The organism is Novosphingobium lindaniclasticum LE124, assembly GCF_000445125.1.
Taxonomy (GTDB): Bacteria; Pseudomonadota; Alphaproteobacteria; order Sphingomonadales; family Sphingomonadaceae; genus Novosphingobium; species Novosphingobium lindaniclasticum.
In genome coordinates this window covers 78,798-104,882 of record NZ_ATHL01000001.1, presented here as the reverse complement: position 1 = coordinate 104,882, position 26,085 = coordinate 78,798, and the positions used below count along the sequence as shown (strand labels likewise).

Sequence of the window (26,085 nt, the reverse complement as noted above, 5' to 3'; positions counted from 1 at the left end):
TGATGGCCGGGATCAGATTGGAACAGGCGACCGGGATCATCGGAATCCGCAGCATCGTTCCCAGCAGGCCGAACCGGCCGCCAATCCTGGAAGACTTCGGCGGCATCATCCCCTTGAGATCGGTGTACTGGCTCCAGGGTTCCACAGCCATTGATGTCCCTTCGATCCGCGTACGGCGCGGCGTAAAGTTCTCCATCTGCGTGCTGCAATGCAGCACGGCCCCTTGCGCGAGATGAAGGTGAACGCCGGCCTTGATAAACAGCGCGCCGCTGACGAACCCGCTATCGGGGATCAGCACGGTCCCGCCCCTTCGCCGCGGCAGGCTGGCTATCACCGCCTGGACCGGGCGCGTGGCGATCGAGACACCGTCAGGTTTGGCGCCGAACTGTGTGATGAAAACCGGCGCTTTGGGTGTCGCTCAGGCCGTGCCGCCCCGTCCAAGGAGTGGGAGTGTCCGGTTTCACCATACGTGGCCCGCAAGCTAAGGAAAGAGCCGGAGTGACGGACAACCCGGCCTCAGTCGCTGAACGAGGCTTCGGGAACCGGGTAGCCGCTCTGCAAGGGCGTGATCAGCGCAGAAAGGTCGAAGCCTTCCCGCTCCGCTGTTCCCAGAAAATCCGCCTTCACCTCGGGCGCGAGGTCTGCGGTGCGGGCCAGGAGCCAGAGGTTCTCCCGATCGGGCGTACCCACCAGCGCCACTGTGTAATCGGATGACACGCGCATGACCCAGTAGTCGCCCTTGGTGAAGGGGATCCAGCGCAGGAACTGCGGCAGGAAGCTCACTTTCAGCCGCGCATTGCTGCCGTCGGTGGGAAGTGCCTGGCCGATCGCGCGGTCCGGCTGGCCATCCTTGTCGAGACAGCGGTTCTCGACCCGCACCGAACCGTCGCTTTCGCGCGAATAGGTTGCGGTAACATCCCGCGCTTCGGCATCCTCCCACTTGAGCGGCAGGCGGCAGATCTCGAACCAGGTGCCCAGGTAGCGATCGAGGTCGAGCGCGGGAACGGTAGAGATTTCATGGTGATGATCGGTCATCGACAACTCCGTTTTTCATCAAACGGAGGCCGCATTCACTTGTTCCGGCAGGCGGAACGCCTCTTCATCCGGGGCCCTACCGCAGGCCGTTCGGCGAGGGCACCTGGGTCTTGAGATAAGCAATGAGGTCGGCCCGATCAAGCGGATCGGGAAAGCCGGAAAACTGCATGCTCGTGCCGGGAATCATCGCGGAAGGCGCGGCGATCCATGAGTCGAGCGTTCGCTCGTCCCAGGTGCCGCCGGCGCCCGTAAGCGCCGCTGTATATCCATAACGCGTGCTGTTGGTGCCAAACTTTCGGCCGAAGACGCCGAAGAGATTGGGCCCTCCCCGATCCATCGCGCCTTCCAGGACGCTGTGGCAGGCTGCGCACTGGCGGAACTTCCGCCCTCCCGACTTGGCGTCGGCGACTTTCAAGAGCGACTCCAGCGATGGTTTCGGCCCTGCTGCAGCGAGCCGCTCCTCGCGGCGATCGTCGCCGCAGCCGGAGAGCAGGACCGCAGCGCTCATCACCGCAAGCAGGCTTTTTCCTAACGGACGTTTCATCGCGTCAGTCTCGATGGAAGAAAGCCGGGCGGCCAGCAAGCACATTTCGGGCCATCTGGCCATTGTCATGCAAGGCCAATGCGCCGCCCGGCGTGGCTTCGTCCCAGAAACCGGGATCGGCATATTGGGCAAGCGCCTCTTCGTAGCGATGCAGCACCTGCATATGGGTCGACAGCAGATTACCTGCTATTACAACTTCAGCGAAATCGTCGCCTGCGCCTCGCCTTACCAGAGTAGAGAGATCCTCCCGGCCGGCGGCTTCCAGGTAATCCGCCACGAAAGTCCGGGCCATGTCGAGCGATCGACTTGGGACTGCGGCGGCGTCAGTCGTCATGCTTATCGTCCCTCGCGTTGAGCTCGGCCCAAAGCTTCTCGGTACCTGCCTCCTGCGCCTTGTTCACATATTGCGACGCCACTAGCCAACCCTTGATATATTGTAGCGGCACGATGCATCCGATCCCGAGAAGCGGGAACGACGTGAGCAGATGGACCCAGAACGGCGGCTCGAAAGCCACTTGCAGCCAGACGGCGAAGAACGTCAGAGGGAACGCGACGATGCAGAGCGAGAAGAAGGCCGGACCATCGTCGGGCGCCGCAAAGCTATAGTCGAGGCCGCAGCTGGGACATGCGTCCTGAAGCTTGAGCCATTTCCGGAACATCGGACCTTTCCCGCAGCGTGGACAGAGGCCCTTGAGGCCGCAGTGGAGTATCCAGCGGCCTTTGCCGGTCTTCGATGTCTCTTCGTTGGTCATGGTCTGATCACGGATGCTTGCCTGAAGTCGATCTTGCATCATATGGGTTTTGCATGCATACAAAGTCAATGCAAATAAGCAGGCAAACTTGGCTCCCTGACATTGCGCGCCGTAAAGGACCGGTTTACCTCGCCATTTGCGCAGAGATCGCCAGCGATCTCGAGCAAGGGCGATTGACAGCGGGAGATCGCCTGCCTCCACAGCGCGAACTGGCAGAAGCGCTCGGGGTGGACGCCGGCACGGTGACGCGTGCCTATGCCGAGGCGCGGCGACAGGGCTTGATAGAGGCCGACGGCAGACGCGGCAGCTTCGTACGCTCCAGGCCCGTCGAGGGCACTTCCGGCAAGATTCCCCCGTTCGACATTGGCATGAACCTGCCGCCGATCCCGGCTGACGGTTCATTCTCCCGCCGCTTCGCCCAGACGTTACAGGAGATCCTGGCCGGGCCGGCGGCGGCGAACCGCCTCCAGTATCAACCGGCAGGCGGAGCACCGCAGGATCGCGCCGCCGGCGCGCTGTGGCTGTCGGCATCGGGAATCGAGGCCAGCGAAGACAACGTGATCGTCACCAGCGGAGCCCAAACCGCGCTCCACGCCGTGGCGAGTTCCATCCTTCGATCGGGCGAGGCGGTCTGCACCGCTACCTTCGTCTATCCCGGCTGGAGCGCGATATGCCGAAGGCTAGGCCTTCGTATCGTGCCGCTCGCCTGCGATGAGCACGGCATCGACCCCGAAGCCCTGGAGCGCGCCTGCCAAGCCGATCGTATTCGCGCGCTCTATCTCGTGCCCGAGAACGACAACCCGACGACCGCCACTCTCGATCCTGCGAGACGTGAGAGGATCGTCGAAATCGCTCGCCAGCACGATCTGCTGATTATCGAGGACGATCCCTATTCGCGGCTCGCTTCCGCCCGGATCCCCTTGTTGGCGGCGCTGGCCCCGGAACGGACCTGGCATGTCGCCAGCCTTTCGAAGCTCGTTTCGCCGGCCCTGCGGATAGCCTATCTGCGCGCGCCCTTGCTGCGCGACGCGCTCAGGCTTGCCACCGATACGTTTGAAACCACCATCATGCCCCCGCCGCTCAACGTGGCGATCTGCACGCGCTGGCTCGCCGACGGCACGTTGTCCACCCTCGTCGACGAAGTGCGCGCGGAATGCGCGGTTCGGCAGGCGATCGTTTCCGACATCCTGCCTGCCGGCACCTACCGCACCGCGCGGGCCGGTTACCATTTGTGGATTCCGGTCGGCAAGGAGACTCGCACGGTCGAGCTGGCACATGCAATGCGGACACTCGAGCTCTCGGTCGTATCCAGCGACCAGTTCCGCGTCGACGCCGCGGCCGCCGGACAGGCCATCCGGCTTTCCATCGGCGGCAGCATCGACCACACGCGCCTTCGGCGAGGGCTGGAACTGCTGGACGCCATGCTCCACCACCGCGGCGGACGAGCGAGTCCGATGGTTTGATCATCGGCGGCGGGGTTGCCGATCCTGTGCAAGCGCCCATCGCCTGAGCGATGCTGCAACTGCACATGCAATTATTTGCATTGCGCTGCACCGCAACATGAGGCACAAGGAACGGGCCTTTCAGGCATCCTCTCCCAAACTTTTCGAGCCGGTCCCATGGGCCGGCTTTCTTTTTTGCTGCACATGCTCGCAGGCAGTCCGCCTCGTTCTGCTCATCGGCGCGTTCCTTTGGCGCGGGATCGTTTTTCAACGCCAAGCTCGATCCAGGCCGGCGCGTGATCGCTGGTCTTCTCCCAGGCACGAGGGACGATATCGACTCCACCGGTACGCAGCCGGTCTCGGGCATGGCCGTTCAGCAACAGATGATCGATGCGCAGGCCCGCGTTCCGCTCGAAAGCGCCTCGCCAGTACTTCCAGAAAGTATAGATTGTCTCGCCGGGGTGCAGGTAGCGCAGCGCGTCGATCCAGCCCTGCTTCAATTGCCGCGCGTATGCGGCCCGCACCTCCGGCGCGAACAGCGCATCGTCCTGCCAACGTTCGGGCGCGTAAACGTCGATATCCTGCGGCATGACGTTGAAATCGCCTGCCACTACCACCGGAGCCTCGAGCCCGACCAGAGTGCCGAGGTGTTCGTGCAACCGGTCGAACCAGCGCAGCTTGAAATCGAACTTCGGTCCCGGTCGCGGGTTGCCGTTCGGCAAATAAAGGCACGCCACGAGAACGCCGCCCACGGCCGCCTCGATATAGCGGCTCTGGGTGTCATGGGGATCGCCGGGAAGGCCGCGCCGGGTCTCATGAATTTCGCCGATGCGGCTCAGAATAGCGACACCGTTCCAACGGCTCTCGCCCTGCCAGATCGCATCATACCCCGCATCGCGAATGGCACTTGCCGGAAATCGGTGCTGCGGCGCCTTCAATTCCTGCAGGCAGACGACATCCGGTTCGGCCTCTTGCAGCCAACGCAGCAGGACCGGCAGACTTCCGTTGACGCCGTTCACGTTGTAGGTCGCGATCTTCACACGTGGGCAAGCCTTGAAGCACCCCGGAAGTTCCGCCGTCAGAACATCGCACGAAAGCCCAGAACCGCAGAGACGCCGGAAGCGCTCTCTCCGGCCCTTCGAGCCAGCCGAGCCGTTTGTCCCAGCTTGCGCTCCCAATGAACCCCGAGATAGGGCGCTAGCGAGCGGTTTCGTTCGTAGCGAAGACGGGCACCCAGTTCAAACCGCTCGAACCCGGCGCCGATATTCAGTTCCGGAACGTCCTGCAAGGCAAAGTCCGCCTCCAGTTCAGGCTCCAGCACCAGCGATTGGGTTATGCGCTGCTGATAGCTCGCCCTGGCGCGGGCATGGGCATCGCCCTTGTCGGAGACCAGCAACTGACCTTCCAGTTCGAACCAGTAAGGAGCAAGACCTTCGATACCGATCAGGGCGTAGCTGCGCTGCGGGTCGGGGCGGAAATCGTGCCGCATCCCCAGCTGCAGGTTGAACCACGGGTCCAGCGCATGACGCCAGTACGTGGCCAGTTCGATGCGTTCCGCTCTTTCTCCAAAGGTGCCTTCGCCTTCGCTGGCCACGACCAGACGATTTACGTCGCCGCCGTACCAGGCCTGGCCTTCCCATCCGAAGCCGTCGCCCGCTGATCCCGTGCGATATTCCAGGCGGTCGACCTGAAGCGCGAAAGTGCGAAAGCGCATTTCCTGGATCATCGCCGCGCGCGCCGCAGCCATGCGTTCCGGCGGGAAGTAGCGGTCTGCGGGGTGATCGGCCGGTATCTCCGGGGGCTGGGCATCGCCGGGTTCTGCAGACGGCGCATCCTGTTTCGCATGGCTCTGCATGACATGCCCCGCATGGGCGGAATGGTCCATGTCCCCCGGCGCCGATGCTGCGTGGCTCTCATGATCGCGATCTTGTGGAGCGACGCCAGCGGAAGTTGCCCCCAGAGCAAGCGCTACGATCAGCGGCATCAGACGGCTCAAAGTACTTCTCCGCCGCCTGCTTCGACCTTCGGCTGCTCCTGCTCACGGCGGACCGTGACCACGCGCATCATTCCGGCATGCATGTGGAGCAGCATGTGACAGTGAAACGCCCAGTCTCCCTCGCCGTCCGCCGTGAGATCGAGGGAGACCTTGCCGCCCGGCAGGACGTTGACGGTGTGCTTGCGCGCCCGATGCCCCGCCTCACCGCTGACCAGTTCGAAGAAATGGCCATGCAGGTGGATCGGGTGCGGCATCATCGTGTCGTTGATCAGAACGATCCGCACGCGCTCGCCTAGCCGGAACGGAATAGGGGAAGGATTTTCCGACATGGCCTTGCCGTCCATCGACCACATGTACCGCTCCATGTTGGCGGTCAGATGCACCTCGATCCGGCGGCTTGGCACACGCGGATCCGGATTGGGATCACTGGCGCGCAAGTCCGCGTAAGTGAGCACGCGGTGCTCGGCGTCTTCCAGCCCGGTCGGACGATCGGCCAACCGGTCCACCGGCATCGGCGAGAGCGTGGCGACGCCCGGCCCCATTCTCACCCCCGGCGCGACGGATGGATCGCGCATGGACATGGAGTGGCCCTTCATCGAGTGCGCCTCCGTGCCTCCTGCCGGCTTGCTGAGGTCGATGACGCCATCCGCGCCGCCTTCCGTGCCCGACATGTCCATACCCATGTCGCGCATGGTAAGCAGCGGACGACGGCGGAGTTTGGGTGTCTCCGCCACCAGCCCCGCTCGCCGCGCGAGGGTGGCGCGGACCAGGCCGGAGCGATCGATCGCCTCGGCCACGATCCCATAGGTTTGGGCCTCGCCCGGCGCGACGACGAAGTCGTAGGTCTCGGCGATGGCGATCTGAACTTCGTCGGTCTCCACCGGCTGCACCGGATTGCCGTCGGCCGCGACCACCGTCAGCGGCAGGCCGGGGATGCGGAAGTTGAAGTTGGTCATCGACGAAGCGTTGATGACCCGCAGCCTGACTTTCTCGCCCGGTGCGAAAAGGCCGGTCCAGTTCTCGGCATGGCCATGGCCGTTGACGAGATAGCTGTACGTCGATCCCGTCACGTCCGAAATGTCGGTGGCATCCATGCGCATCTTCGCCCAGGCCAGACGATCGCTGAGAGACTGGTCCCTGCCTGCCAGCAACCCCTGCAAGGTCTGTTTCTGACGATTGAAATAGCCGCCCTGCATCTTGAGCCGGCGCATCTGCTCGTGCGGGTGGATCGGGCTCCAGTCCGACAGAACCAGGACATGCTCGCGGTCAGCGCCCAGCGGGTCAGGTTCGAGCGGGTCGATGACGATCGGCCCGTAAAGCCCGACGGCTTCCTGCATGTTCGAATGCGAGTGATACCAGAACGTGCCCGAATGGGTGAGCGGGAACTCGTAGACGAACGTCTCGCCCGGATCGATGCCGGGAAAGCTTATGCCGGGTACGCCGTCCATATGGAAAGGAACCAGCAGCCCGTGCCAATGGATCGAGCTCTGCTCCCTGAGGCGATTGGTTACGGCAATCCGCACCGTCTGCCCTTCGCGCAGGCGCAGCAGGGGTGCAGGCAAGGTGCCGTTGACGGTCACCGCATGAGATGCTCTGCCGCCGGTCGCGAAGTGGGTGGCGCCAATTTCCAGCGCGATGGTTTCGCCCGACAGCACGTCCGATCCCGCACGGGCACGGCCAGCCCCCGGCGTCCCGCTTCTTGCCCAGGCGGGCAACAAGCCGAGGCTCCCGGCCACGGCGCCTCCAAGTGCGAGAAAGCGCCTGCGCCCCAGCATTGAGCGTGCGTGATTTTCGTTGAACGACATGATCCGGTTACGCAGCGGGACGCACTATCCCTCGACAAGATGAGACAATTTCTGCCTCGCCCGATATATCCGGGTTTCCACCGCCTTGCGCGTGATGCCGAGGACAGCGGCGGCCTCTTCCTGGGAAAGCCCCTCGACGCCGCACAGCAGCAGCGGTTCTTTCAGCGCATCCGGCAGCGCGGCAATGGCAGCATGGATGCGCGCCACTTCACCACGAGAGGCAAGCGCCTGTTCCGGGTCCAGGCCCTCATCGGCGATGCCGGCCGCCTCCTCGATGGGCACCGCAAAGGCGAAAAACCGCCTCACCGCCCGGCGGCGCGCCCAGTCATGACACTTGTTGAGCGCGATACGCAGGAGCCAGGCCCGAAACGGCCGCGCCGGATCGTAGCGGCGCAGCGCCAGGAAGGCGGCAACGAAGGTCTCCTGCGTCACGTCCAGCGCGTCGGCCTCGCTGCCGAGGTGGCCGCGCGCTAGACGGAACACGGCTTCGCGGTGCAGGCCCATGAGCGCCGAGTAGCCGGGCTGCCTTCCGGCGAGCGCCGCCGCCACCGCTTCGGCCTCGGACGAAGCCGCCTGCGTCATCGCCCCGGACATGCCGGATTACTCCTGCGGCGCGGCGGTCAGTGCCTGGGCGACGGCCTTGTCGAAGCGCGCGGTCTGTTCGGGTCGCAGGACGGCGCGCATCGCGAAGACGTGCTGGAGCGTGGCTTTCTGCAACTCCCCCATGGCGACGTGAGAGCGGTCGACGGCTTTTTCCACCGCCGGACCATAGGCATGCTCCCGCGCGATGGCGTCTGCCAGTTCGGCATTGGCGGCGCGCAGTTCGCCTTCAAGCCTCTGGCGATCCGCCTGGAAACCGCGCTCCAGCGCGTCAATCCGCGTTCTCTGCGCATCGTCGAGATCGAGTTCGCCATGCAAGAGGGCATAGATGCGGCTTTCGTCCGGCGCGTCGGCGCGCAGCTTCTGGCCGATCCACAAGGCGCCCAGCGCTACCAGGAAAGCCACCAGCGCCACCAGACCATAGCGATAGGCCTGTCGCACGATCAGGAAGCCAGCAGGTGCGAGGGCGCCGCCGCGGGCATGCCGAGCAGCGGCTCGACATGGGCGTGCCTGTGCCGTTCCACCGGCACCGGCATCGACAAACCGCCCCACAGCCCGACCACCGCGGCCACCCCGCAGGCGAGTGCGACCCCTCTCCGGGCCGACAGGCGTTCACGCCCCGCGACAAGGCCTGCCATGACCGGATGATCGATCCCGCGCAACGCCCCGGGCAGGGGCTCTTCGCGAAGCAGCGCGATCATCTTGTCCAGTTCGTTCATCGGCCCGGTTCCACTTGCAATCTTCGATGCCCCACATACGCACGCACGGGTTCGATCCCTCATCGCGGTAAAAACAGAGCGGTGCGAGGGATGACACCAGTTCCTGCGTATGGATAACAGCAAGCCGGAGCAAGCAGCTTCCTCCGGCCATCGATCGGAGCTTTCATGCGTATCACTGCACTCGTGCTTGCCCTTGCCGCCCTGCCCGCCGTGGCACAGGCCGCCCCGTCACTTGTCGAAGCGACGCCCGCCGCAAATGCCGAAGTCACGAAGCCTACCGCGCTGACGCTGACGTTTTCGGAAGACATAGAGCCGGCGTTGTCCGGCATAGACCTCGTAATGACCGCAATGCCTGGAATGGCGCACCACAAGCCGATGCCAATTACCGGTTTTCCAACCAGCGTCGAAGGGCGCGCGATCAAGGCCGCCCTCCCTCGGCCGCTGCCGACCGGTACATACGTTCTGACCTGGCATGCTGCGGGCAGCGATCGCGAAGGCGCCAAGGGGAACTACACTTTCAAGGTACGCTGAGCGCAAAGCCGAAGCCGTCACGCATCGCCCTCTGTTCTCCCGCGCATAAATGGGGCACACTTGTGCCATGGCCGCGCTGAAGATCCCCGGACCTGCCGACACCGTGAAGCACCTGCTGGTGCGGCAGGTCCGCGCGATCTTCAACGACAGCAGCAAGGGTGAAGCGCCGGTCGTTCCTTCCCCACATGCCCTGTTCGAGCCGGACAGCCCGATCCGCATGGTCCACGCCGATGTCGTGGCGATGATGGTCGGCGGCATGCGCGCCCTGCTGTTGCAGATGCTTCATCCAGCCGCGCTCCAGGGCGTGCTCGATCATTCGGACTTTCGCGAGGACGTCGCGGGCCGCCTTCGCCGCACCGCGCGCTTCATCGCGGTCACCACTTACGGCCACCGGGATGAGGCGGCGCGCACCATTGCAGCAGTGAACGCCATTCACCGGCGCGTCACCGGCACCCTTCCCGACGGCAGGCCCTATTCTGCCACCGAGCCCTCTGTGCTCGCTTGGGTCCATATGGCCGAAGCGACCAGTTTCCTCGACGCCTATCTGGCCTACGGCAATCCTGCCATGCCTGCCGAAGCGCAGGATCGTTATTTCGAGCAGGCAGCCGTTGTCGCGGAAATGCTGGGCGCAGCGCCGATCCCCCGTAGTCGCGCCGAAGCGGCAGACCTTATGGAGCAGATGCGCGGCGAGTTGCGCGGGAGCGCCGCAGCACGCGAAGTCGCGTCTTTCGTGCTCGAAGGCGCCCCGGAGCAACAGCCGAACCGGGTAGCCCGCACGCTGGGCAAGGCCGCCCTCGATTTGCTGCCGCCTTTCGCGCGGACCATGCTGGGACTGCGCCGACCGGGGCGGATCGTGCTCCCAGCATTGGTCGGCACTCGCGCCATGGCGGGCGCGGTGCGCTGGGCTTTCGCCGGCACACGTTGATCGGGGCTTCCGGCTCGGAAAGAGTCAAACGGTGCGAGGAACGGTCCTGCGCGCGAGGTGAATAGCAGGCAGCCGGCGGATAGATCGCTCTTGGCCGGCGTTTCTACCATGTCCCCCCAGGAGGTTTACATGGCAGATCTGAGCAACATCACCGAACACATGGAAGTCATCGGCGCGGACGGCGTTCACATCGGCACCGTCGACAAGATCGAAGGCGACCGGATCAAGCTGACCAAAGCCGACAGCGGCTCTCACGAGAGCCATCACCACTACATTCCGGGCGGCCTGGTCGCCGCCGTCTCGGACGGCCAAGTGCGCCTTTCGGCCGCCGGCGACGTCGCCATCCTGTTCGAAGAGGAACAGGGCGGAGAAGCGATTTCCGACGATCGCGGCTGACCGGAAGATCGGCCTCAAGGATTTGCTCGCTGCCGGTCCGTCCGGCGCGGGCAACTCTTCAGGACCGAATTGATCAGGCTGCCAGCGGCAGTTCGCGCGCAGAAGCGGTTTCGGTCTCGGCCGTCACGGCGCGCTCGGCCGGTGCCTGGGCAAGTGCGGGCATGTGGCGCTCGGCCACGACCACGTCACGGCGGTAGGCGAAATAAAGAGACATCAGCGAAAACATGGAAGACCACCTTAAGGCGCAGCATCGTGCTGCATTGCAACATTGCCGCTATGTGACTTCAATGTGCGCTTGCCGCAAATGCAAGCACCTCGCCTAAGGTTGCAAAATCCGCAACTGCTTCCGAGAAGACGCGCCTTAACTTCGGATACATGGGAGATCAAAGGGATCAAATCAGGTTGAACTGCTCATTCCAAGGCAAATCGCCTGATTAAAAGCTTGGGGTTGCGCACCAGGCAATGCTGCATGTGCGTAAAGAAACTGCAGCGTGAGACTCAGACCTGCTGATAGATTCAAACGCAACGGCTCGGATGTTGCCATTGGCGTCGTGGAACGTCGATAAACGTCCGAGCTTCAACAAGATGCGCCCCACCACTCCCGAGTGAGAATGATGGGGCGCAGGATCTGCTGGTCACTATCGAAAAGTCCCGGGCTTTTCCTTCATCTACAAATGCAGGGCATCATTCCGTGTCGGGATAAGGTCCCTTGCCGCCGTCCTTGATCAGCTGATCGACGCGCTGGTCGATCAGCGGCAGCGGCACGCCGCCGAGTTCAAGAACCGCATCGTGGAAGGCGCGGATGTTGAACTTGGGGCCAAGCGCGGCCTCCGCTTTCTTGCGGGCATCCACGAAGGCGAGCTGGCCCATGTAGTAGGACAGCGCCTGTCCGGGCCATGAGATGTAGCGATCCACCTCGGTTTCGATCTCGTGGTCTGACAGCGCCGTATTGTCGCGGAAGTATTGCTGCGCCTGTTCGCGGCTCCAGCCCATGGCGTGGATGCCGGTATCGACGACCAGACGCGAGGCGCGCCAGGCCTGATAGCTGAGCATGCCGAAGCGGTCGTAGGGCGTTTCATACATGCCCATGTCCTCGCCCAATGCCTCGCAATAGAGCGCCCAGCCCTCGCCATAAGCGGAGAGATAGGTGTCTCGACGAAAGGCGGGCAGGTCCTTGTTTTCCATCGCCAGCGGCATCTGCATCGCATGGCCCGGCGCGGATTCATGAAGCGTCAGCGCGACTTGCGAGTAGAACGGGCGGCTCGGCAGGTCGTAGGTGTTGACGAGGTAGATCCCCGGACCGCCGCGACCGCCGGTATAGAACGGTGCGATGTCGTCCGGCACCGGCTTGATGGCGAAGCGGCTGCGCGGCATGTGGCCGAAGAACTGGTCCGCCTTGCCGTCGAACTGCTTAGCGATCCAGGCGGCGCGATAGAGCAGCTCGTTCGGGGTCTTGGGATAGAACTGCGGATCGGTGCGCAGGAAGTGCAGGAAGGCCTTGAGGTCGCCCTTGAACTCGACCTGGCTCATCACTTCGTTCATCTGCGAACGGATGCGCGCCATTTCGCTGAGGCCGGTCTGGTGGATCTGTTCCGGCGTCCGGTCAAGCGTGACGAACTCGGCGATCTTGGACTGATAGTAAGCCTTGCCGTCCGGCAGGTCATAGGCCGCCAGCGTCTTGCGCGCGCCCTTCTCGTATTCGTTACGCATGAACGACAGCAGTTTGACGTGCGCAGGCACGACGCCGTCCGAAATCAGCTTCCGCGCCTCGGCGCGCAGCTTTTCCTGCTCGGCGGCGGGAATCGTCGTGGGGAGCTTGCGGAACGGCTCGTAGAACGGCGAAGCCTCTACCGACTTGGCCTGGGTCACCAGTTCGATGCCCTTGTCGCGCCCGGTGAGCGTGATCTGCGGGCCGGTGAAGCCGCGCTTCAGGCCCGCGCGCATGTTCTCGATCTGCTGGTCGTAGTAGCGCGGGATTTCGCGCAGCATTTCGAGGTAGTTGTCGGCGGCGGCCTTGTCCTTCAGCGGATTGCGCGCCCAGTCGGCCAGATCGCCCCAGAAGCTGGTGTCGGCGTTGAAGGGCTTTTCGTAGTCGCGGAAACGCTGCGAGGCGAGCAGCGCGTCGATCTGGCCTTTGTAAACCGCGAAATTCACGCGATTGGCGGGCGAGAGCTGCTTCTGGTCGATGGCGGCAAGCTGGCCTTCCACCTTGGTCCAGCAAGCGAGACGGTCTGCCTGCGCCTTGGGGCCGAGGTCGGGCAGGACGATCTTCGTGTCTTTCGGGGTATCCTCGCAAGGGCCGAACTGCTTCTGGCGCCATTCATATTCGGCGGTGTAGATCGCCTCGAAGGCCTGGTCGGCAGTCTGCTTCTGCGAGACCTGCGCGGCGGGTGCAGCATTGGCCGCGACCGCGGGCGTGGCGGCCAGCGCGGCGCCGGCCATCATCATGGCCCGGCCAACCGAATTCTTCACGTCATTTCCCCTTTCGAGAACCTCGAGAATGTCCTGGTGGAGCTTGGCGGGAATCCGCAGCCCCTCCTTGTCGGAGCGCGCCCGCGCGATCAGGCGGCGCGATCCCGGCAGGCGAGCGCCCTGCCCTTCGATCATGTCGAACATCGCTTCGGCCCGGCGCAAGTGTTCCTCGACACCCGCGCCAAGGAAGCCGGCCGGATCGATGGCGATGATGAACTCGCCGCCGATCGGCGAGCCGCCGCGATCCTTGTCCGCCGCCATCGATTCCGCGCTGGTCATGTCACCGATCAGCGGCCCCGCGATCAGTTCGACCATCGCCGCGAGTGCCGACCCCTTGTGTCCGCCGAACGTGCGCATGGCGCCGTCGAGCACGGCCTTGGCATCGCTCGACGGATTGCCCTCGGCATCGTAGCCCCAATCGAGCGGGATTTCCTTGCCCGCGCGGCGGTGCAGTTCGATCTCGCCCCGCGCGACCGCGCTGGTGGCGAAGTCGAACACGAAAGGCGCGCGATTTGGACGCGGCCAGCCGAAGGCGATAGGGTTGGTGCCGAACACCGGTTTGGTCCCGCCCGCCGGCGCCACCCACGAATGGCTGGGCGTGAAGGCGAAGGCGACGAGACCCTGCTCCGCCAGCGCCTCGACCTCGGGCCAGAGCGCGGCGAAGTGAACCACGTTGTTCAGCGCCATTGCGGCGATGCCGAACTTGCGCGCCTTCTCGACCAGCAGCGGCATGCCGCGCTCGAAGGGAAGCTGGGCAAAGCCGCCCTTGCCGTCCACGCGCACCAGCGCCTGCGCCGGTTCGCTCACTTCCGGCACGGCATCGGGCACGACCACCCCGCGCTCGACCGAATTGGCCGCGACGAGGAGGCGGTAGAGCCCATGCGAGGTGCAGCCGTCCCGCTCGCCCGACACCATGGTGTGGGCGACGGCGGCGGCATGATCGGGCGCAAGGCCCCAAGCCTCGAGCACGGTGCGGGCGAGTTCGTCCGCCTCCGCGATCGTCAGGGCAACGTCTTCACGCAAGGCCCGGTTCACTGGGACAGGCTCACTTCTTGGCCGTAAACAGGCGCACGCCGAACACCGGACCGGCCGAGCTGCGGTCATGCGGCACGAAGCGCACCTTCACGCTGCTCTTGCCCTTGGTCAGCGCCTCGGGCAGCGGATAGTCCACGTCGAAGAACTTGCCCGGCGTGTCGTTGTCGAGCTTCTGGGTGGCGATCTTCACGTTGTCGACCAGGATGTCGAACACGCGCGAACGCTCGCTGCCCCAATAGCTCGCCTGAAGCAGCAGCGGGCCGGGCTTTACCTTCATCTTGAACTCGAAGAAGCCGCCCGAGCGGGCATCGCGTCCGTTGCGGCCACGATAGGAGACCGGGTACGAGATTTCCGAGGTAAGCTCGTGATCGCGCTCGGGCTGCATTTCGCCCAGGTGCATCACATCGATCGAGCGGGCGGCCAGATCCTTCTGGCGGGCCTGCTCGGCCAGGAACGCGGCTTCCTCGGTCTTCCAGCCGCTTTCGGTGAAGCGCTTGAAATAGACCGCGCTGCGGCGATCGTACTGGCTGTAGAACGGCACGAACATGCGGTCGCCGGGGCGAATGATGCCGGTGGTCTGGAAGCGCGGGCGATCCGAAACCATCGGCGCGAAGGCGGCCAGCGGATTGTCGCCGACCATGGCCGGCTCGACGCCGGTGAACTCCATCTCGGCCGGGCCCATATCCGCCGCCATGACCATCGGGCCGCGCACGACCGCAACCACGTCCTGCGAGCCCTGCGCCGTTTCCAGGCGCAGTTCCAGCGGCAGGTTGAGTGTGATCACATCGCCTTTCTTCCAGCGGCGGTCGATCACGGCATAGCCGCCAACCGGAGTAGAGGGCACGGGAGCGCCATTGACGGCGACGGTAGCCTTGCCGTTGGACCAGCCCGGAATGCGCAGCGCCACGGCGAACTTGCCCTGCTTGACGGCATCGAGCGTGATCTTCACGTCCGACTTGAAGGGGTATTCGGTGGCGATGGTGAAGGCCGCACCCTTGGCCTTCCACTGCCCGGTCGAGGGGATATAAAGGTTAACGAAGAGAGTGTCGTCGCCTTCCCAATAAATGGAATCGCCGTGCTTGGCATGGCTCTCCATGCCCGAGCCGACGCAGCACCAGAAGGCTTCCTCGCCGGGACCGGAATAGCCGCGCGCGGTGCCGCTCATCATCGGCGTCATGTAGGTGAAGCCGCCCGTTTCCGGGTTCTGCGCCGACATGACGTGGTTGAGGTGCGCACGCTCGTAATAGTCGAACAGCGCGCCGTCCGGCTGCCACGAATAGAGCTGACGCGTCAGCTTGAGCATGTTGTAGGTGTTGCAGTGCTCACAAGTGGACTCCGTGAGGTGCAGCGCCACGGTGTCCGGCTCGAAGAAGTATTCGCGGTCGGCATTGCCGCCGATCACGTAGCTGTGGTGCTTGGTCACGCGTTCCCAGAAGAAGCGGGCGGCGCGGCCGGGCTCGTCCTTGCCCGTCAGCTCGTGGATGCGGCCGAGGCCGATCAGCTTGGGCACCTGGGTATTGGCGTGGAAGTTGGCGAGCTTGTCCTCCTGCGCCACGATCGGATCGAGCACCTTCTTGTCGTAGATGCGCTCGGCCACCTTCAGCCAGCGCAGGTCGCCGGTCTGGGCATAGAGTTCGGCATAGCTCTCGTTGAGGCCGCCATATTCGCAGCCCAGCAGTTCCTGCATCTGCTTGTCGTCAAGCGCGGCGAAGACCTTCTCGAAGTACCCGCCGAGGCCGATGACGACTTGCAGTGCCTTGGGATTGCCCCAGGCGGCATTGATGTCGAGCAGACCCTGGAAATACTTGTGCACGGTGTAGAGCGGCGACCACGAACCGTTGAGGTCGAACCCGCCCGACTTGATCTCGCCGCGCATGACTTCGGGGAAGATTTCCTGCCCGTCGACGACCTTGCCGTCCTTGGTCTTGCGGCCGAGAGCGCCGATGTAGCCATCGGTCCGCTGCGCCTGGCATTCGGCCAGTTCATCGACGATGTAGTCCGCACGGCGGCGGCATTCCGGGTTGCCGGTCTGCTGCCACGCGAGCACCAGCGCAGTCATGTAGTGGCCAAGGGTATGGCCGGCGATGGTGTCCGATTCCCAGCCGCCGTAGATCGGGGCCTTGGGTTCGAGCCCGGCATATTTGCGGAAGTTGTGCAGGAAGCGATCGGGGCTGAGCCACATCAGGTAGTCGACGTTGACGTTCACGGCCGTCGCATAGTCGGACGGCGCCAGACGCACGTCGGTCAGCGGCAGCGGCTTCGCCTTGATCGGCAGCTTGGGAGCGACAACGGCCGCAAAGCCCTTGAGAGGGACAGAGCAAATAGCCAGCGCCGCCACGCCAGCCATCCATTCGCGCCGATTGGCCTGCATTTTAAAACCCCTATCGAATATCGTATACGGTAGTGATAAGCCGGGGGGTCTTGGAGTCAATCCTTTCTTTGCCGAATTCGGTCCGCTTAACGGCGCAAGGCGACTTGCGTATCGGCGTGGGCCAATTCGATCAGCGTGATCATCGCTTTCCGCGCCTTGGCCGGGTTCTGCTCCGCAATCTGCGCGTAAAGGGCGAAGTGCTCGGGCATGGGATCGCGCGGACTGTCCTTCTTGGCGTGCTTGATGGTGGTGGTAGACGCGATTGCCGTGGAAATCGAATTGGAAAGAGCCTGCAACATCTCGTTGCGCGTCGCTTCCATGAGCAGTTCGTGGAACCGGATATCGGCCGCCCGCCCCTTGGCATCGGTCAGCGTGTAGCGCTCCATCGCCTCCAGTGCGTTGCCCATGTCGAGCAACTGCCGATCGTCGCGGCGAAGCGCCGCCATTTCCGCAGCTTGCGGCTCCACCACCATGCGCAGTTCGAACAAGTCGCGCAGGAATTCGTCACTGGCGCCGCACTGGATCTGCCAGGATAGGACATCGGGGTCGAGCAGGTTCCACTTGCGCCGCTCGTTCACGCGCGTTCCCGCTTTCGGGCGGCTGCTCACCAGACCCTTGGCCGTCAGCATCCGAAACGCCTCGCGCAGAACCGAGCGGGATACGCCCAGCAACTCGGCATGCTCCACTTCAGCCGGAAAGATGTGCCCCGTAGGATAATCGCCATTGACGACATGCGTAGCCAGCCTCTGCGCCACCGCATGGTGCAGACGCCCGCTCATCAGCGGAAGCGCCTCGCGGGCTTCTACCGACTCAGTGCCCAAACCATTATTCGCCATCATGCTCGCCCTTGTCATTTGCTTCGGGTCTGAAAGATCGGCGTCGATCTGCCTAGTCCAAAAATGAACGGATTATATATCGTATATTGTTTTGATCGAAAACGGGCCGACGTCATCTCCCGGATCGCCGAACCTGGTTCCGCAATCGCCTGAGCGTGCCGAACTAGCTCGTGCCGCCCATGGCGCGGACGTAAGCGACGTTGGCCCGCATGCGCGAGGTCTGCACGCCGATCCACGAACGCTGCGCTTCGAGCGCGTCGGTCTGGGCCGTCACCACTTCGAGGTAGTCGGCGGCACCGTCCCGATAGCGCGAGAGCGCGATCTCGCTGGTGCGCTGCGCGGCCTGCGCGGCATCGCCTTGCGCCTGTGCCTGCGCTTCCAGGTGGCGCATGGCGGCGATCGCATCTTCCACGTCCTGGAAGGCGGACAGGACGGTGGAGCGATAGTTCGCCGCCACTTCCTCGTACTCCGCGCGCGATAGCTTCACCTGCGACTTGCGGGCACCGCCGTCGAACAGCGTCAACAGCGCGGATACCGGGCCGAGCGACCAGAAAGTGTTGGGCGTCTTCAGCAGATCGCCGTGCGTGGCCTGCCACCCTCCCGAGCCGCCCAGCCCCACGGACGGGAACCACGCCGCCTTCGCGACGCCGATGCGGGCATTGGCGGCAAAGACCCGGCGCTCGGCCGCGGCGATGTCGGGGCGGCGCTGGAGCAGCTCCGAAGGGACGCCCACGGCGACATCCGGCACGTCGAGCGGCTGGGCGCGCACGGGCAGCGAGAACTCGGACGGCAGGACGCCGATCAAGGCCGCGATCTCGTGCTCGGTTGCCGCGCGTTCATTGGCGACGGCGGAGACTTGCGCCCTGGCATTGCCCAGCACCGTGCGCGCGCGGTTTACGTCGATGCCGGACGCAATGCCGCCCGAGTGCCGTGTGTCGGTCAGCTTGAGCGCCCGTTCGAACGCCGCCACCGAACGGTTCAGCAGATCGGCCTGCACGTCGAGACCGCGCAGGCGCAAGTAGGCATCCGCCACCGAGGCCTGCAGGCTGAGGCGCGCGGAAGCGAGATCGCCGCTGGAGGCGGTCGCTTCGGCATTGGCCGCTTTCACCGAGTTGCGCACTCTGCCCCAGAGGTCGATCTCATAGGACAGGCTGCCTCCGGCGACATAGTTGTCGTAAGTCCGCGCCGTGCCGGTCGAAAGCGGGCGTCCGGCCGAAACCCGGCTACGGGAGGCTTCTCCGCTGACGCCGACGGTCGGATAGAGATCGGAAGCGGCGACACCGGCCGCAGCGCGCGCCTGGTCGTAGCGCGCGAGCGCCGCAGTCAGCGTCGGACTGGCGCTTTCGGCGCGTCTTTCCAGGTCGTCGAGCGTCGGGTCTGCGAACATCGTCCACCAGTCGCCGCGCGCCTCGGCATCGCGCGGCGCGGCCTGCGCCCAGCCCTCGACTTCGCGAAAGGCGGGCGGCGCGGAGGTCTGGGGAGCGTGATAGTCGGGCGCCATCGAGCACCCGGCGATCGAACATCCGGCAAGCAGCAGCGCAGCGGCGGCGCGGAACCTAGCCACCATGAGCGGCACCCTTCGCAGATCCATTGGGGGCAACCGGCTTCTGGATCTTCACATGGTCGCCGCTGCGCATCGAGTCCGGCGGGCTGTCCACCACCCGGTCGCCCGGCTTGACGCCGACGGAGACGATCACCGTCTTGCCGAGATCGCGCGCGATGGTCACCGGGCGGACGGTGACGCGGTCACCGGCGCCGACCACGGCCACGCTCGGGCCTTGTTCCGTATAGAGGATCGTGCTGCCCGGCAGCGTCAGCCCCTGCACCCCGCCTGCCACGTCGAAGTGGGCTTCCACGAAAGCGCCCGGCTTCAGCGCGCCTTCGCCGTTGTCTGCCTGGACCTCGACGAGGACCGCACCGGACTGGGCATCGACCGCGCCGGCGCTGCGCGTGACGGTGCCGGGGAAAGTGCGGCCGGGAAATTCCGGCAGGGTCAGGCTCACACTGACACCCTGCTTGACTTGCGCCGAATAGATCTGCGGCACGCGTACATAGACGCGCATGCGGTGCACGTCGGAAACGGTGAAGAGCGGCTGCGCGGCGGCATTGCCCGCTACCACCAGCGCGCCGATCTGCGCGGACCGGCTGGTCACCACACCGGCAAACGGCGCGGAAAGCCGCGTGAAGCCGCGCGTCGCCTGAAGCTCGCGAACGCTGGCAAGGGCGGCGTTGGCCAGGGCGGTCTTCGCGGCGAGATCGCCTGCCTTCTCGTCCACTTCCTGCTGCGAGACGGCATCCTGCTTGAGCATGGCGCTCCACCGCTTCGCCGTCGTGGCCGCCAGGCGCTGGTTGGCGAGCGCCGTCTGGTAGTCCGCCTTGGCCTGCGCGAGTTGCTGGTCCACCTCCGGCGCGTCGAGCACGGCAAGCGTCTGCCCGGCGGCCACCCGGTCGCCGATGTCGGCCTGCCAGCTGCGAACATAGCCGTTGGTGCGGGCGTAGATCGCTGCACTGTTGAAGGCCTGCGCCGTGCCCGGCAGCGCCAGGCCGCCAGCGTCCGCGGCGCCGGTCGGGCTTACGACCGCCACGGTCGGAATGGCGCTCTCCGCCGCGGCGACTTCCAGATCGCGCGTGGCGCTGAGTCGGCTGGCGATCCCGGCGCCGACGACGGCGAGAGCGATAACGGCGGCGCCGATACCGACACGCCTGAGCGTGCGCGTCTCGGGTCCGGTCGGCTTCAAGGCGGTGTCAGAGGTCGAATCAAGCATGGGCGGCCTGCACTTCCATGGGAACGGCCTTGTCGCGGCGGCGGCCGTGGACGAAGGCGAAGACGGTGGGAACGAAAAGAAGGGTTGCGATCGTGGCGCAGATCAGGCCGCCGACCACGGCCCGGCCAAGCGGGGCGTTCTGCTCGCCGCCCTCGCCCAGGCCGAGCGCCATAGGCCCCATGCCGATGATCATCGCCAGCGCCGTCATCAGCACCGGGCGGAAGCGGACGAGGCCCGCCGCCATGGCTGCCTTTACCGGATCGCCCAGTTCGGCGAGCTTCTCGCGCGCGAAGCTGACGACGAGGATCGAGTTGGCGGTGGCGACGCCCATGCACATGATCGCACCCGTCAGCGCTGGGACGGAGAGTGTCGTTCCCGTCGCGAAGAGCATCCAGACGATGCCCGCGAGTGCCGCCGGAAGCGCGGTGATGATCACGAAGGGATCGAGCCAGGACTGGAAGTTGACCACGATCAGCAGGTAGATCAGCACGACCGCCGCCAGCAGGCCCCAGCCGAGGCCGGAGAAGGCGGTGTTCATCGTCTGGTACTGACCGCGAATGGTGATCGTCGAACCCTTCGGCGCCTCGGCCTTGAGTTCGTCGATCGCCTTTTGCACGTCACCAGCCACGGCGCCGAGATCGCGGCCTTGCGGGGTGCCGTAGATGTCGATGACGGGGGCGATGTTGTAGTGCGACACGACCGGGGCCGTGGTCGAGCGGCTCACGGTCGCCAGCGCGCCCAGCGGCTGCGGGCGCGTTCCGGCAGCGGCCCCGGAAACCGGCAGGTTGGACAGCTTGGTTATCGAATCCACGGCATATTCGGGCGCCTGCGCGACCACCGCGTATTGCACGCCGTTGTCGGGGTTCACAAAGAACACCGGGGCCGTCTGCGAAGTCCCTGCCAGCGAGTTGCCGAGGCTGGTCGTCACATCGCGTTCGGTGAGGCCATACTGACCCGCGCGGGCGCGATCGACGTCAACGTCGAGCTGCGGCGAATTGGCCGGCTGTTGCAGGCGCATGTCGGCGAGACCGGGGATACGCGCCATCTTCGCCATCAGCTTCTGGGCATAGACGCGCGAGGCGGCAAGGTCCTTGCCGGCGATCTGGACGTCGATCGGCGAGGGCGCGCCGAAGTTCAGGATCTGGCTGGTGATGTCCGCCGGGAGGAACGAGAACTGCGTGCCGGGGAACCGGCGCGGCAGTTCGCGCCGCAAGGTCTCGACATAGCCGTCGGTCGGTGCATGCCCCTTGTTCAGGGTGATCAGCATGTCGCCGTCCTGCGGACCGATGGTGCCGCTGTTGTTGTAGACGGTATTGATGGAGCTGACCGGCAGACCGATGTTGTCGGTGATCGAGGCAACCTCGGCCGCCGGAACGATCTTGCGCACTTCCGCGCCGATCCGCTCGAAGCGTAGCGCCGTCTCGTCGATACGGGTGCCGACCGGGACGCGGACATGCATCGCGATCTGCCCGGAATCGACGGTCGGGAAGAAGTTGCTGCCCAGGAAGGGCATCAGCCCGAACGAGATCACGACGATCGCCAGGAAGCCCAGCATGAATGCCTTCTGGCCTTGCAGAGCGCGGTGAAGGATTCCCAGGTAGCCGTCGCGCAGCTTCTCGAAGCGCGCTTCGAAGCCGCGCTGGAAACGTACGAAGGGATTGCGCGATTCCGGGCCTCCGGCGTTGTGGGGGTTCTCGCCCTGGGCGGCGTGCGGCTTGAGCAGGTACATCGCCAGCGTCGGCACCAGGGTACGCGACAGGACGAAGGAGGCGATCATCGCGAAGACCACAGAAAGCGCCATCGGCACGAACAGATAGCCCGCCACGCCCGGCAGGAAGAACATCGGCACGAAGACGATGCAGATGCAGAGCAGCGAGACGAAGGCCGGCGTCACGATCTGGGCAGCGCCGTCGAGGATCGCCGCCATGACGCCCTTGCCCTGCTCGAGGTGCCAGTTGATGTTCTCGATCGTCACCGTCGCGTCGTCGACGAGAATGCCGACGGCAAGTGCCAGACCGCCCAGAGTCATCACGTTGAGGGTCTGCCCGAAGATCGCGAGCATGGCGATCGCCGCCAGCACTGCCAGCGGGATCGACAGCGCGATGATGACGGTGGAGCGCCAGGACCCCAGGAACAGCAGGATCATCAGCGAGGTGAGCGCGGCGGCGATCGCGCCTTCGTGGATCACGCCGTTGACCGCGGCCTTCACGAAGAGCGACTGGTCGCCCACCGGCAGGATCTTGAGGCTGGCCGGCAGGGTCTCGGCGATCTTCGGCAGAGTAGATTTGACACCCTCGACGATGGAAAGCGTCGACGTCGCGCCGTTCTTGAGCACGGTCAGGAGGGCCGAGCGGCGGCCCTCGACGTGGACCACGTTCTGCTGCTGGGCGCTGCCGTCCCGGACATAGGCCACGTCGCGCATGTATATGGTGGCGCCGTTGACCACCTTCACCGGCAGGTCGTTCAGGGCCGCGATCGAATCCGGCGTATTGTTCAGGCGCACCGAATACTGGGTGGCGCCGATCTTCACGAAGCCGGCGGGATTGATCTGGTTCTGCGAGGCGATGGCGTTGCCCACGTCCACGGCCGAGAGGCCCTTGGACTGGAGCGCCTGCGGATCGAGGTCGATCTGGACCTGGCGCTGGCGGCCGCCCGACGGGAACGGCATGGCAAGCCCTGGAATGGTGACGAGCCCGGTGCGGATCTGGTTCTGGCCGATGTCGAACAGCTGCTGCTCGGTCATGCCGTCTCCCGACAACGCGAGCTGGAGGATCGGCACGGTGGAGGCGCTGTAGTTCAGGATCAGCGGCGGGGTGATGCCCGGCGGCATCTGGCGCAGCACCGTCTGCGACACCGAGGTCACCTGCGCGGTGGCGGTGCGGATGTCGGCGCCCGGCTGGAAGTAGATCTTGACGATGCCGGTGCCCTGGAGCGACTGGCTTTCGATGTGTTCGATATCATTGACCGTGGTGGTCAGCACGCGCTCGTAAGGCGTGACGATGCGGTCGGTCATGTCCTGCGGCGCAAGGCCGGTGTAGGTCCAGGCCACGGCGATGACCGGGACCTTGATCTCGGGAAAGATATCGACCGGCGTGCGGAACGCCGCCAGCAACCCGCCGATGGCGATGATGATGGCCATGACGATGAACGTCAGTGGTCGGTGCAGCGCGGTCTTGACGATACCTAACATCGAGAACTCCATAGGCCACCCGGCACGCAGGCATGCGTGCTGGACAGGCGAATTCCTCTCCGGCTCTTGGTCTGATCGGCTTTTCCGCCGCTGCTACCCTCCGTCGCAGGGGCGACGGAAACGAACGGGAAATCCTGCTGGAATAGTTCAGCCCCTAACCATCCTTGGATGGATAGAAAAATGCGCTGAACCGAATACTCTCATGAACGAGCTTCATGATTGTTGCTGAATATTGCCCGCGCCCCGCTGCGTCTCCCCGGAACGTACAAGCTGCTCAGCCTGTCCTTCGGCTTGCCAGTGAGAAGGTGCAACCCGGCGCATCCCTTCGCCACGCCCATTGTGTTGCGTGTTCTTTCGCACAGATTATCTACATAGGTGAAAGTACGTCATCGCTTTGAGGTTGATTGAACAGTGAATTTCGATGAATTGCACGGTCGCCGCAGCGGCGGCGGGAAGTGCAAAGCGGTCTTGTCGCACGGGTTTGGCACCGACCAGGATGCCTGGTCTGCGTTGCGGCCCTGGTTCGACGAGCGATACGACGTCTACTCCTTCGATCTCCCCGGTTGCGGCCGCGGCGGCGACAAGACGTACGACTTCGAACGGTACGATAGCCTGTACGGGTATGCGGATGGCCTGATCGACCTGCTGGACCAGACCGGCATTGACGACTGCCTGTATGTGGGCCACTCCATGAGCGCGATGATCGGCGCGATTGCGTCGGTGGGGCGACCCGACTTGTTCTCTCGCATCGTGATGATCGGCGCTTCTCCCCGCTACCTCAACGAACCGGGATATGTCGGCGGCTTCGATGCGACAGATCTCGATGCACTCTTCGACAGCATGGCAGCCAATTATCAAGCCTGGGCGGCCGGATTTGCGCCTCTTGTCGTCGGCGTGGACGACGCGCATGCCGTCTCCGAGTTTTCGCGCGGTCTCTTTCAGATGCGCCCGGACATCGCACTGCATACCTCTCGCACCATCTTCACGTCCGATGTACGCAATGCCGCGCGCCGGGTTCCGGTGCCGGTCACTCTCATCCAGACCGCGAACGACGTGGCCGTACCACGCGAGGTCGGAGCATGGCTCGCCCGCGAGATGAAGGATGCAACGCTCGATATCATCGATGCGTCCGGACACCTGCCGCACCTCACCGCGCCTGACGCGGTCATGCGGATCCTGGACAAACACCTCCAAGGCGACGTGCCATGACCGCAAGCATCAGCGAGGCGCTATACGAACTGTGTGGATTCGCCCGTGTCTCTTGCGAGGCCGAACTTGTCGTCGCGCTGGAAGTCGACGCCGGTTACCGCGCTTCGGCAGTCGCGGTATCGCCAACGCTGCCGCTGTCCTCGTTCAATCTCCGCAACAGCCGGATTTTCGAGCATGCTTGGGCATCCGCGCCGGTTTCCGCGTCGGAATTGCGGCTGCCCAGCGCCGTGATCAATGCCCTTCCTGCCTTGCCCACCTTCGTCCTGTTCGTGCCTGCCGGCCTCGACCATGCCCCATACAGCGGCCTGCTGCTCCTCTGGACTGCGCCTGACGCACCACCGCCTCTTGTCCGCCACGTGCCGCTGCTTGCCGGTAGCGTCGCCTCGGCCCTTGGCCGGCGTCGGGAGGCAGTCCGCCAAGCCGCCATCCGCGATCAGTTCAACGACCTCCTCGAGAGCGTTCCTGCCGGCATCGTCGTCTTCGATGGCGACGGCCATGGCGCCATGGTCAACGAGCGTGCGGCGCGGTTGCTGAGCACCGAACCAGGGCGCCATGAAGCCAGCGACGTTGCGGAACCCATGCGCATGCTGAGGGAGCGCTGCGACAATCGCAAGGAGCTGGACGCTCTTTACGAAGGGCATATGGCGAATGTGCACTACTCCGTCACGACCCACTGGATGCTTGGCGAACGGACCTATGAAGTCGATACCCACCCCGTGCACGGCGACGGCGAGCGCGGACGCATCTGGCTGTTCAGCGACGTTACCGCGGAACTGCGCATGGCCGCGAACCTCAGGAAGATGGCCGAGACCGATCCTTTGACCGGAGCTGCCAACCGCAGAAGCCTGGAGAGCGAATTCGCCCGGATCATGAAGACGCCCGGCGCGCGAGATCGCGCGTTCTCGGTTCTCATGGTCGATGTCGATCACTTCAAGCAGATCAACGATACTCACGGGCATTCGGTCGGCGACGAGGTTCTTCGGAAAGTGGCGGCGCGTTGCCGTACCGCGCTGCGAGAAGGAGATCTGTTCGCCAGATTTGGCGGCGAAGAGTTCGTCGCCGTACTCGCGGCACCACAGGAGGCGGAACTCACCGCCATTGCCGAACGCCTGCGCAGGAGCATCGCCGGCTCCGCATTCAGGAGTGGCACGCTGTCCATTCCACTGACCGTCAGCGTGGGCATAGCCTCGGGCACCGGGCGAGACGCTCCGCCGGCCAGCTTCCTCGCCACGCTGATCGAGCAGGCCGACGACGCGCTCTATGCCGCAAAGCAATCCGGCCGTAACCGCGTGGTGTCCTACACCCGTCAAAGGCTGGCGGGGTAAGCGCCGAATCCGAGCGTCGATGGCCGGGGCCGCGGACGCGCGGCAATTTCGATATCGACTGAGCCGAAGGACCGGCTCTCGTTCAGGAAGTCGCCGACATCCCGGGGCCGAGCGATGTTACCACCGGCAACATGATT

The 26,085-nt window shown here is 64.7% G+C and carries 24 protein-coding genes; 6 read left to right on the top strand and 18 right to left on the bottom strand.

What is annotated here, in order from left to right:
• From L284_RS0123525 to L284_RS25555, 5 genes are all read right to left on the bottom strand, one after another.
• On the bottom strand, positions 1-298 hold a 298-nt coding region (locus L284_RS0123525; protein ID WP_200861618.1), incomplete at its 3' end, for a hypothetical protein.
• 218 nt (positions 299-516) lie between these two features.
• Positions 517-1,035, bottom strand: coding sequence for a lipocalin family protein (locus L284_RS25570; RefSeq protein WP_021232098.1), 519 nt, complete (start codon positions 1,033-1,035; stop codon positions 517-519).
• Between the two features lie 76 nt (positions 1,036-1,111).
• Positions 1,112-1,618: a c-type cytochrome gene (locus L284_RS25565; protein WP_407635825.1), complete on the bottom strand. Its 507-nt coding sequence runs from the start codon at positions 1,616-1,618 to the stop codon at positions 1,112-1,114.
• The gene (locus tag L284_RS25560) at positions 1,584-1,913 is read right to left on the bottom strand and encodes a hypothetical protein (protein WP_031341290.1); all 330 of its coding nucleotides are present in this window, start codon (positions 1,911-1,913) and stop codon (positions 1,584-1,586) included. Before L284_RS25560 ends, L284_RS25565 begins: the two co-directional genes overlap by 35 nt.
• Entirely contained in the window at positions 1,903-2,331 is a 429-nt protein-coding gene (locus L284_RS25555; protein WP_031341289.1) for a DUF983 domain-containing protein, read from the bottom strand. The genes L284_RS25560 and L284_RS25555 overlap by 11 nt, the downstream gene beginning before the upstream one ends.
• Positions 2,332-2,384: 53 nt before the next feature.
• Here L284_RS25555 and L284_RS25550 point away from each other — a divergent pair, with 53 nt between their 5' ends.
• The gene (locus L284_RS25550) at positions 2,385-3,794 is read left to right on the top strand and encodes an aminotransferase-like domain-containing protein (RefSeq protein ID WP_031341288.1); all 1,410 of its coding nucleotides are present in this window, start codon (positions 2,385-2,387) and stop codon (positions 3,792-3,794) included.
• Positions 3,795-4,006: 212 nt separating this feature from the next.
• Here the strand turns inward: L284_RS25550 and xth are convergent, their stop codons facing one another.
• From xth to L284_RS47805, 6 genes are read right to left on the bottom strand one after another with little or no spacing between them, the layout of a single operon-like run.
• Positions 4,007-4,813 carry an exodeoxyribonuclease III gene (xth, locus tag L284_RS25545; protein WP_021232093.1) on the bottom strand — a complete coding sequence of 269 codons (807 nt, stop codon included), beginning with the start codon at positions 4,811-4,813 and terminating at the stop codon, positions 4,007-4,009.
• A gap of 38 nt (positions 4,814-4,851) precedes the next feature.
• Positions 4,852-5,757 (bottom strand): copper resistance protein B, encoded by a 906-nt coding sequence (locus tag L284_RS25540; protein WP_081673842.1) that lies wholly within the window; start codon positions 5,755-5,757, stop codon positions 4,852-4,854.
• Positions 5,758-5,765: 8 nt separating this feature from the next.
• Positions 5,766-7,544 carry a copper resistance system multicopper oxidase gene (locus L284_RS25535; RefSeq protein WP_040712049.1) on the bottom strand — a complete coding sequence of 593 codons (1,779 nt, stop codon included), beginning with the start codon at positions 7,542-7,544 and terminating at the stop codon, positions 5,766-5,768.
• A 54-nt stretch (positions 7,545-7,598) separates the two neighbouring features.
• The gene (locus L284_RS25530) at positions 7,599-8,168 is read right to left on the bottom strand and encodes an RNA polymerase sigma factor (protein WP_152524579.1); all 570 of its coding nucleotides are present in this window, start codon (positions 8,166-8,168) and stop codon (positions 7,599-7,601) included.
• 6 nt (positions 8,169-8,174) lie between these two features.
• Positions 8,175-8,615, bottom strand: a complete 441-nt coding sequence (locus L284_RS25525) for a Spy/CpxP family protein refolding chaperone (protein WP_021232089.1) — start codon at positions 8,613-8,615, stop codon at positions 8,175-8,177.
• A gap of 2 nt (positions 8,616-8,617) precedes the next feature.
• Positions 8,618-8,893 carry a hypothetical protein gene (locus tag L284_RS47805; protein WP_021232088.1) on the bottom strand — a complete coding sequence of 92 codons (276 nt, stop codon included), beginning with the start codon at positions 8,891-8,893 and terminating at the stop codon, positions 8,618-8,620.
• A 165-nt stretch (positions 8,894-9,058) separates the two neighbouring features.
• Between L284_RS47805 and L284_RS25515 the strand changes: the two genes are divergently transcribed.
• The 3 genes from L284_RS25515 (at position 9,059) to L284_RS25505 (ending at position 10,745) form a co-directional block, all read left to right on the top strand.
• Positions 9,059-9,424 (top strand): copper resistance protein CopC, encoded by a 366-nt coding sequence (locus L284_RS25515; RefSeq protein WP_021232087.1) that lies wholly within the window; start codon positions 9,059-9,061, stop codon positions 9,422-9,424.
• A gap of 67 nt (positions 9,425-9,491) precedes the next feature.
• Entirely contained in the window at positions 9,492-10,349 is an 858-nt protein-coding gene (locus L284_RS25510) for an oxygenase MpaB family protein (RefSeq protein ID WP_021232086.1), read from the top strand.
• A gap of 129 nt (positions 10,350-10,478) precedes the next feature.
• On the top strand, positions 10,479-10,745 hold the full coding sequence (locus L284_RS25505) for a DUF2171 domain-containing protein (RefSeq protein ID WP_021232085.1): 267 nt from the start codon (positions 10,479-10,481) through the stop codon (positions 10,743-10,745).
• Between the two features lie 73 nt (positions 10,746-10,818).
• On the opposite strand, the gene L284_RS48350 is transcribed toward L284_RS25505, so the two are convergent.
• The 7 genes from L284_RS48350 to L284_RS25480 all read right to left on the bottom strand — a co-directional run bounded on the left by L284_RS48350 (position 10,819) and on the right by L284_RS25480 (position 23,414).
• Positions 10,819-10,971, bottom strand: a complete 153-nt coding sequence (locus L284_RS48350) for a hypothetical protein (protein WP_021232084.1) — start codon at positions 10,969-10,971, stop codon at positions 10,819-10,821.
• Between the two features lie 458 nt (positions 10,972-11,429).
• The gene (locus tag L284_RS48600; protein WP_160172081.1) at positions 11,430-14,240 is read right to left on the bottom strand and encodes a DUF885 family protein; all 2,811 of its coding nucleotides are present in this window, start codon (positions 14,238-14,240) and stop codon (positions 11,430-11,432) included.
• Positions 14,241-14,262: 22 nt separating this feature from the next.
• Complete coding sequence (locus tag L284_RS25500; protein WP_021232082.1) at positions 14,263-16,623, bottom strand: beta-L-arabinofuranosidase domain-containing protein; 2,361 nt, start codon at positions 16,621-16,623, stop codon at positions 14,263-14,265.
• Positions 16,624-16,709: 86 nt separating this feature from the next.
• Complete coding sequence (locus L284_RS25495) at positions 16,710-17,402, bottom strand: FadR/GntR family transcriptional regulator (RefSeq protein ID WP_031341282.1); 693 nt, start codon at positions 17,400-17,402, stop codon at positions 16,710-16,712.
• A 220-nt stretch (positions 17,403-17,622) separates the two neighbouring features.
• The gene (locus L284_RS25490; protein WP_031341281.1) at positions 17,623-19,026 is read right to left on the bottom strand and encodes an efflux transporter outer membrane subunit; all 1,404 of its coding nucleotides are present in this window, start codon (positions 19,024-19,026) and stop codon (positions 17,623-17,625) included.
• Positions 19,016-20,224 (bottom strand): efflux RND transporter periplasmic adaptor subunit, encoded by a 1,209-nt coding sequence (locus tag L284_RS25485; RefSeq protein WP_021232079.1) that lies wholly within the window; start codon positions 20,222-20,224, stop codon positions 19,016-19,018. Before L284_RS25485 ends, L284_RS25490 begins: the two co-directional genes overlap by 11 nt.
• Positions 20,217-23,414, bottom strand: coding sequence for an efflux RND transporter permease subunit (locus L284_RS25480; protein ID WP_031341280.1), 3,198 nt, complete (start codon positions 23,412-23,414; stop codon positions 20,217-20,219). The genes L284_RS25485 and L284_RS25480 overlap by 8 nt, the downstream gene beginning before the upstream one ends.
• Before the next feature lie 411 nt (positions 23,415-23,825).
• On the opposite strand from L284_RS25480, the gene L284_RS25475 reads away from it, so the two are divergent.
• Together L284_RS25475 and L284_RS25470 are read left to right on the top strand one after the other, a co-directional pair.
• On the top strand, positions 23,826-24,623 hold the full coding sequence (locus tag L284_RS25475; RefSeq protein ID WP_021232077.1) for an alpha/beta fold hydrolase: 798 nt from the start codon (positions 23,826-23,828) through the stop codon (positions 24,621-24,623).
• Positions 24,620-25,948 carry a sensor domain-containing diguanylate cyclase gene (locus L284_RS25470; protein WP_021232076.1) on the top strand — a complete coding sequence of 443 codons (1,329 nt, stop codon included), beginning with the start codon at positions 24,620-24,622 and terminating at the stop codon, positions 25,946-25,948. Before L284_RS25475 ends, L284_RS25470 begins: the two co-directional genes overlap by 4 nt.
• Positions 25,949-26,085: the final 137 nt, after the last annotated feature.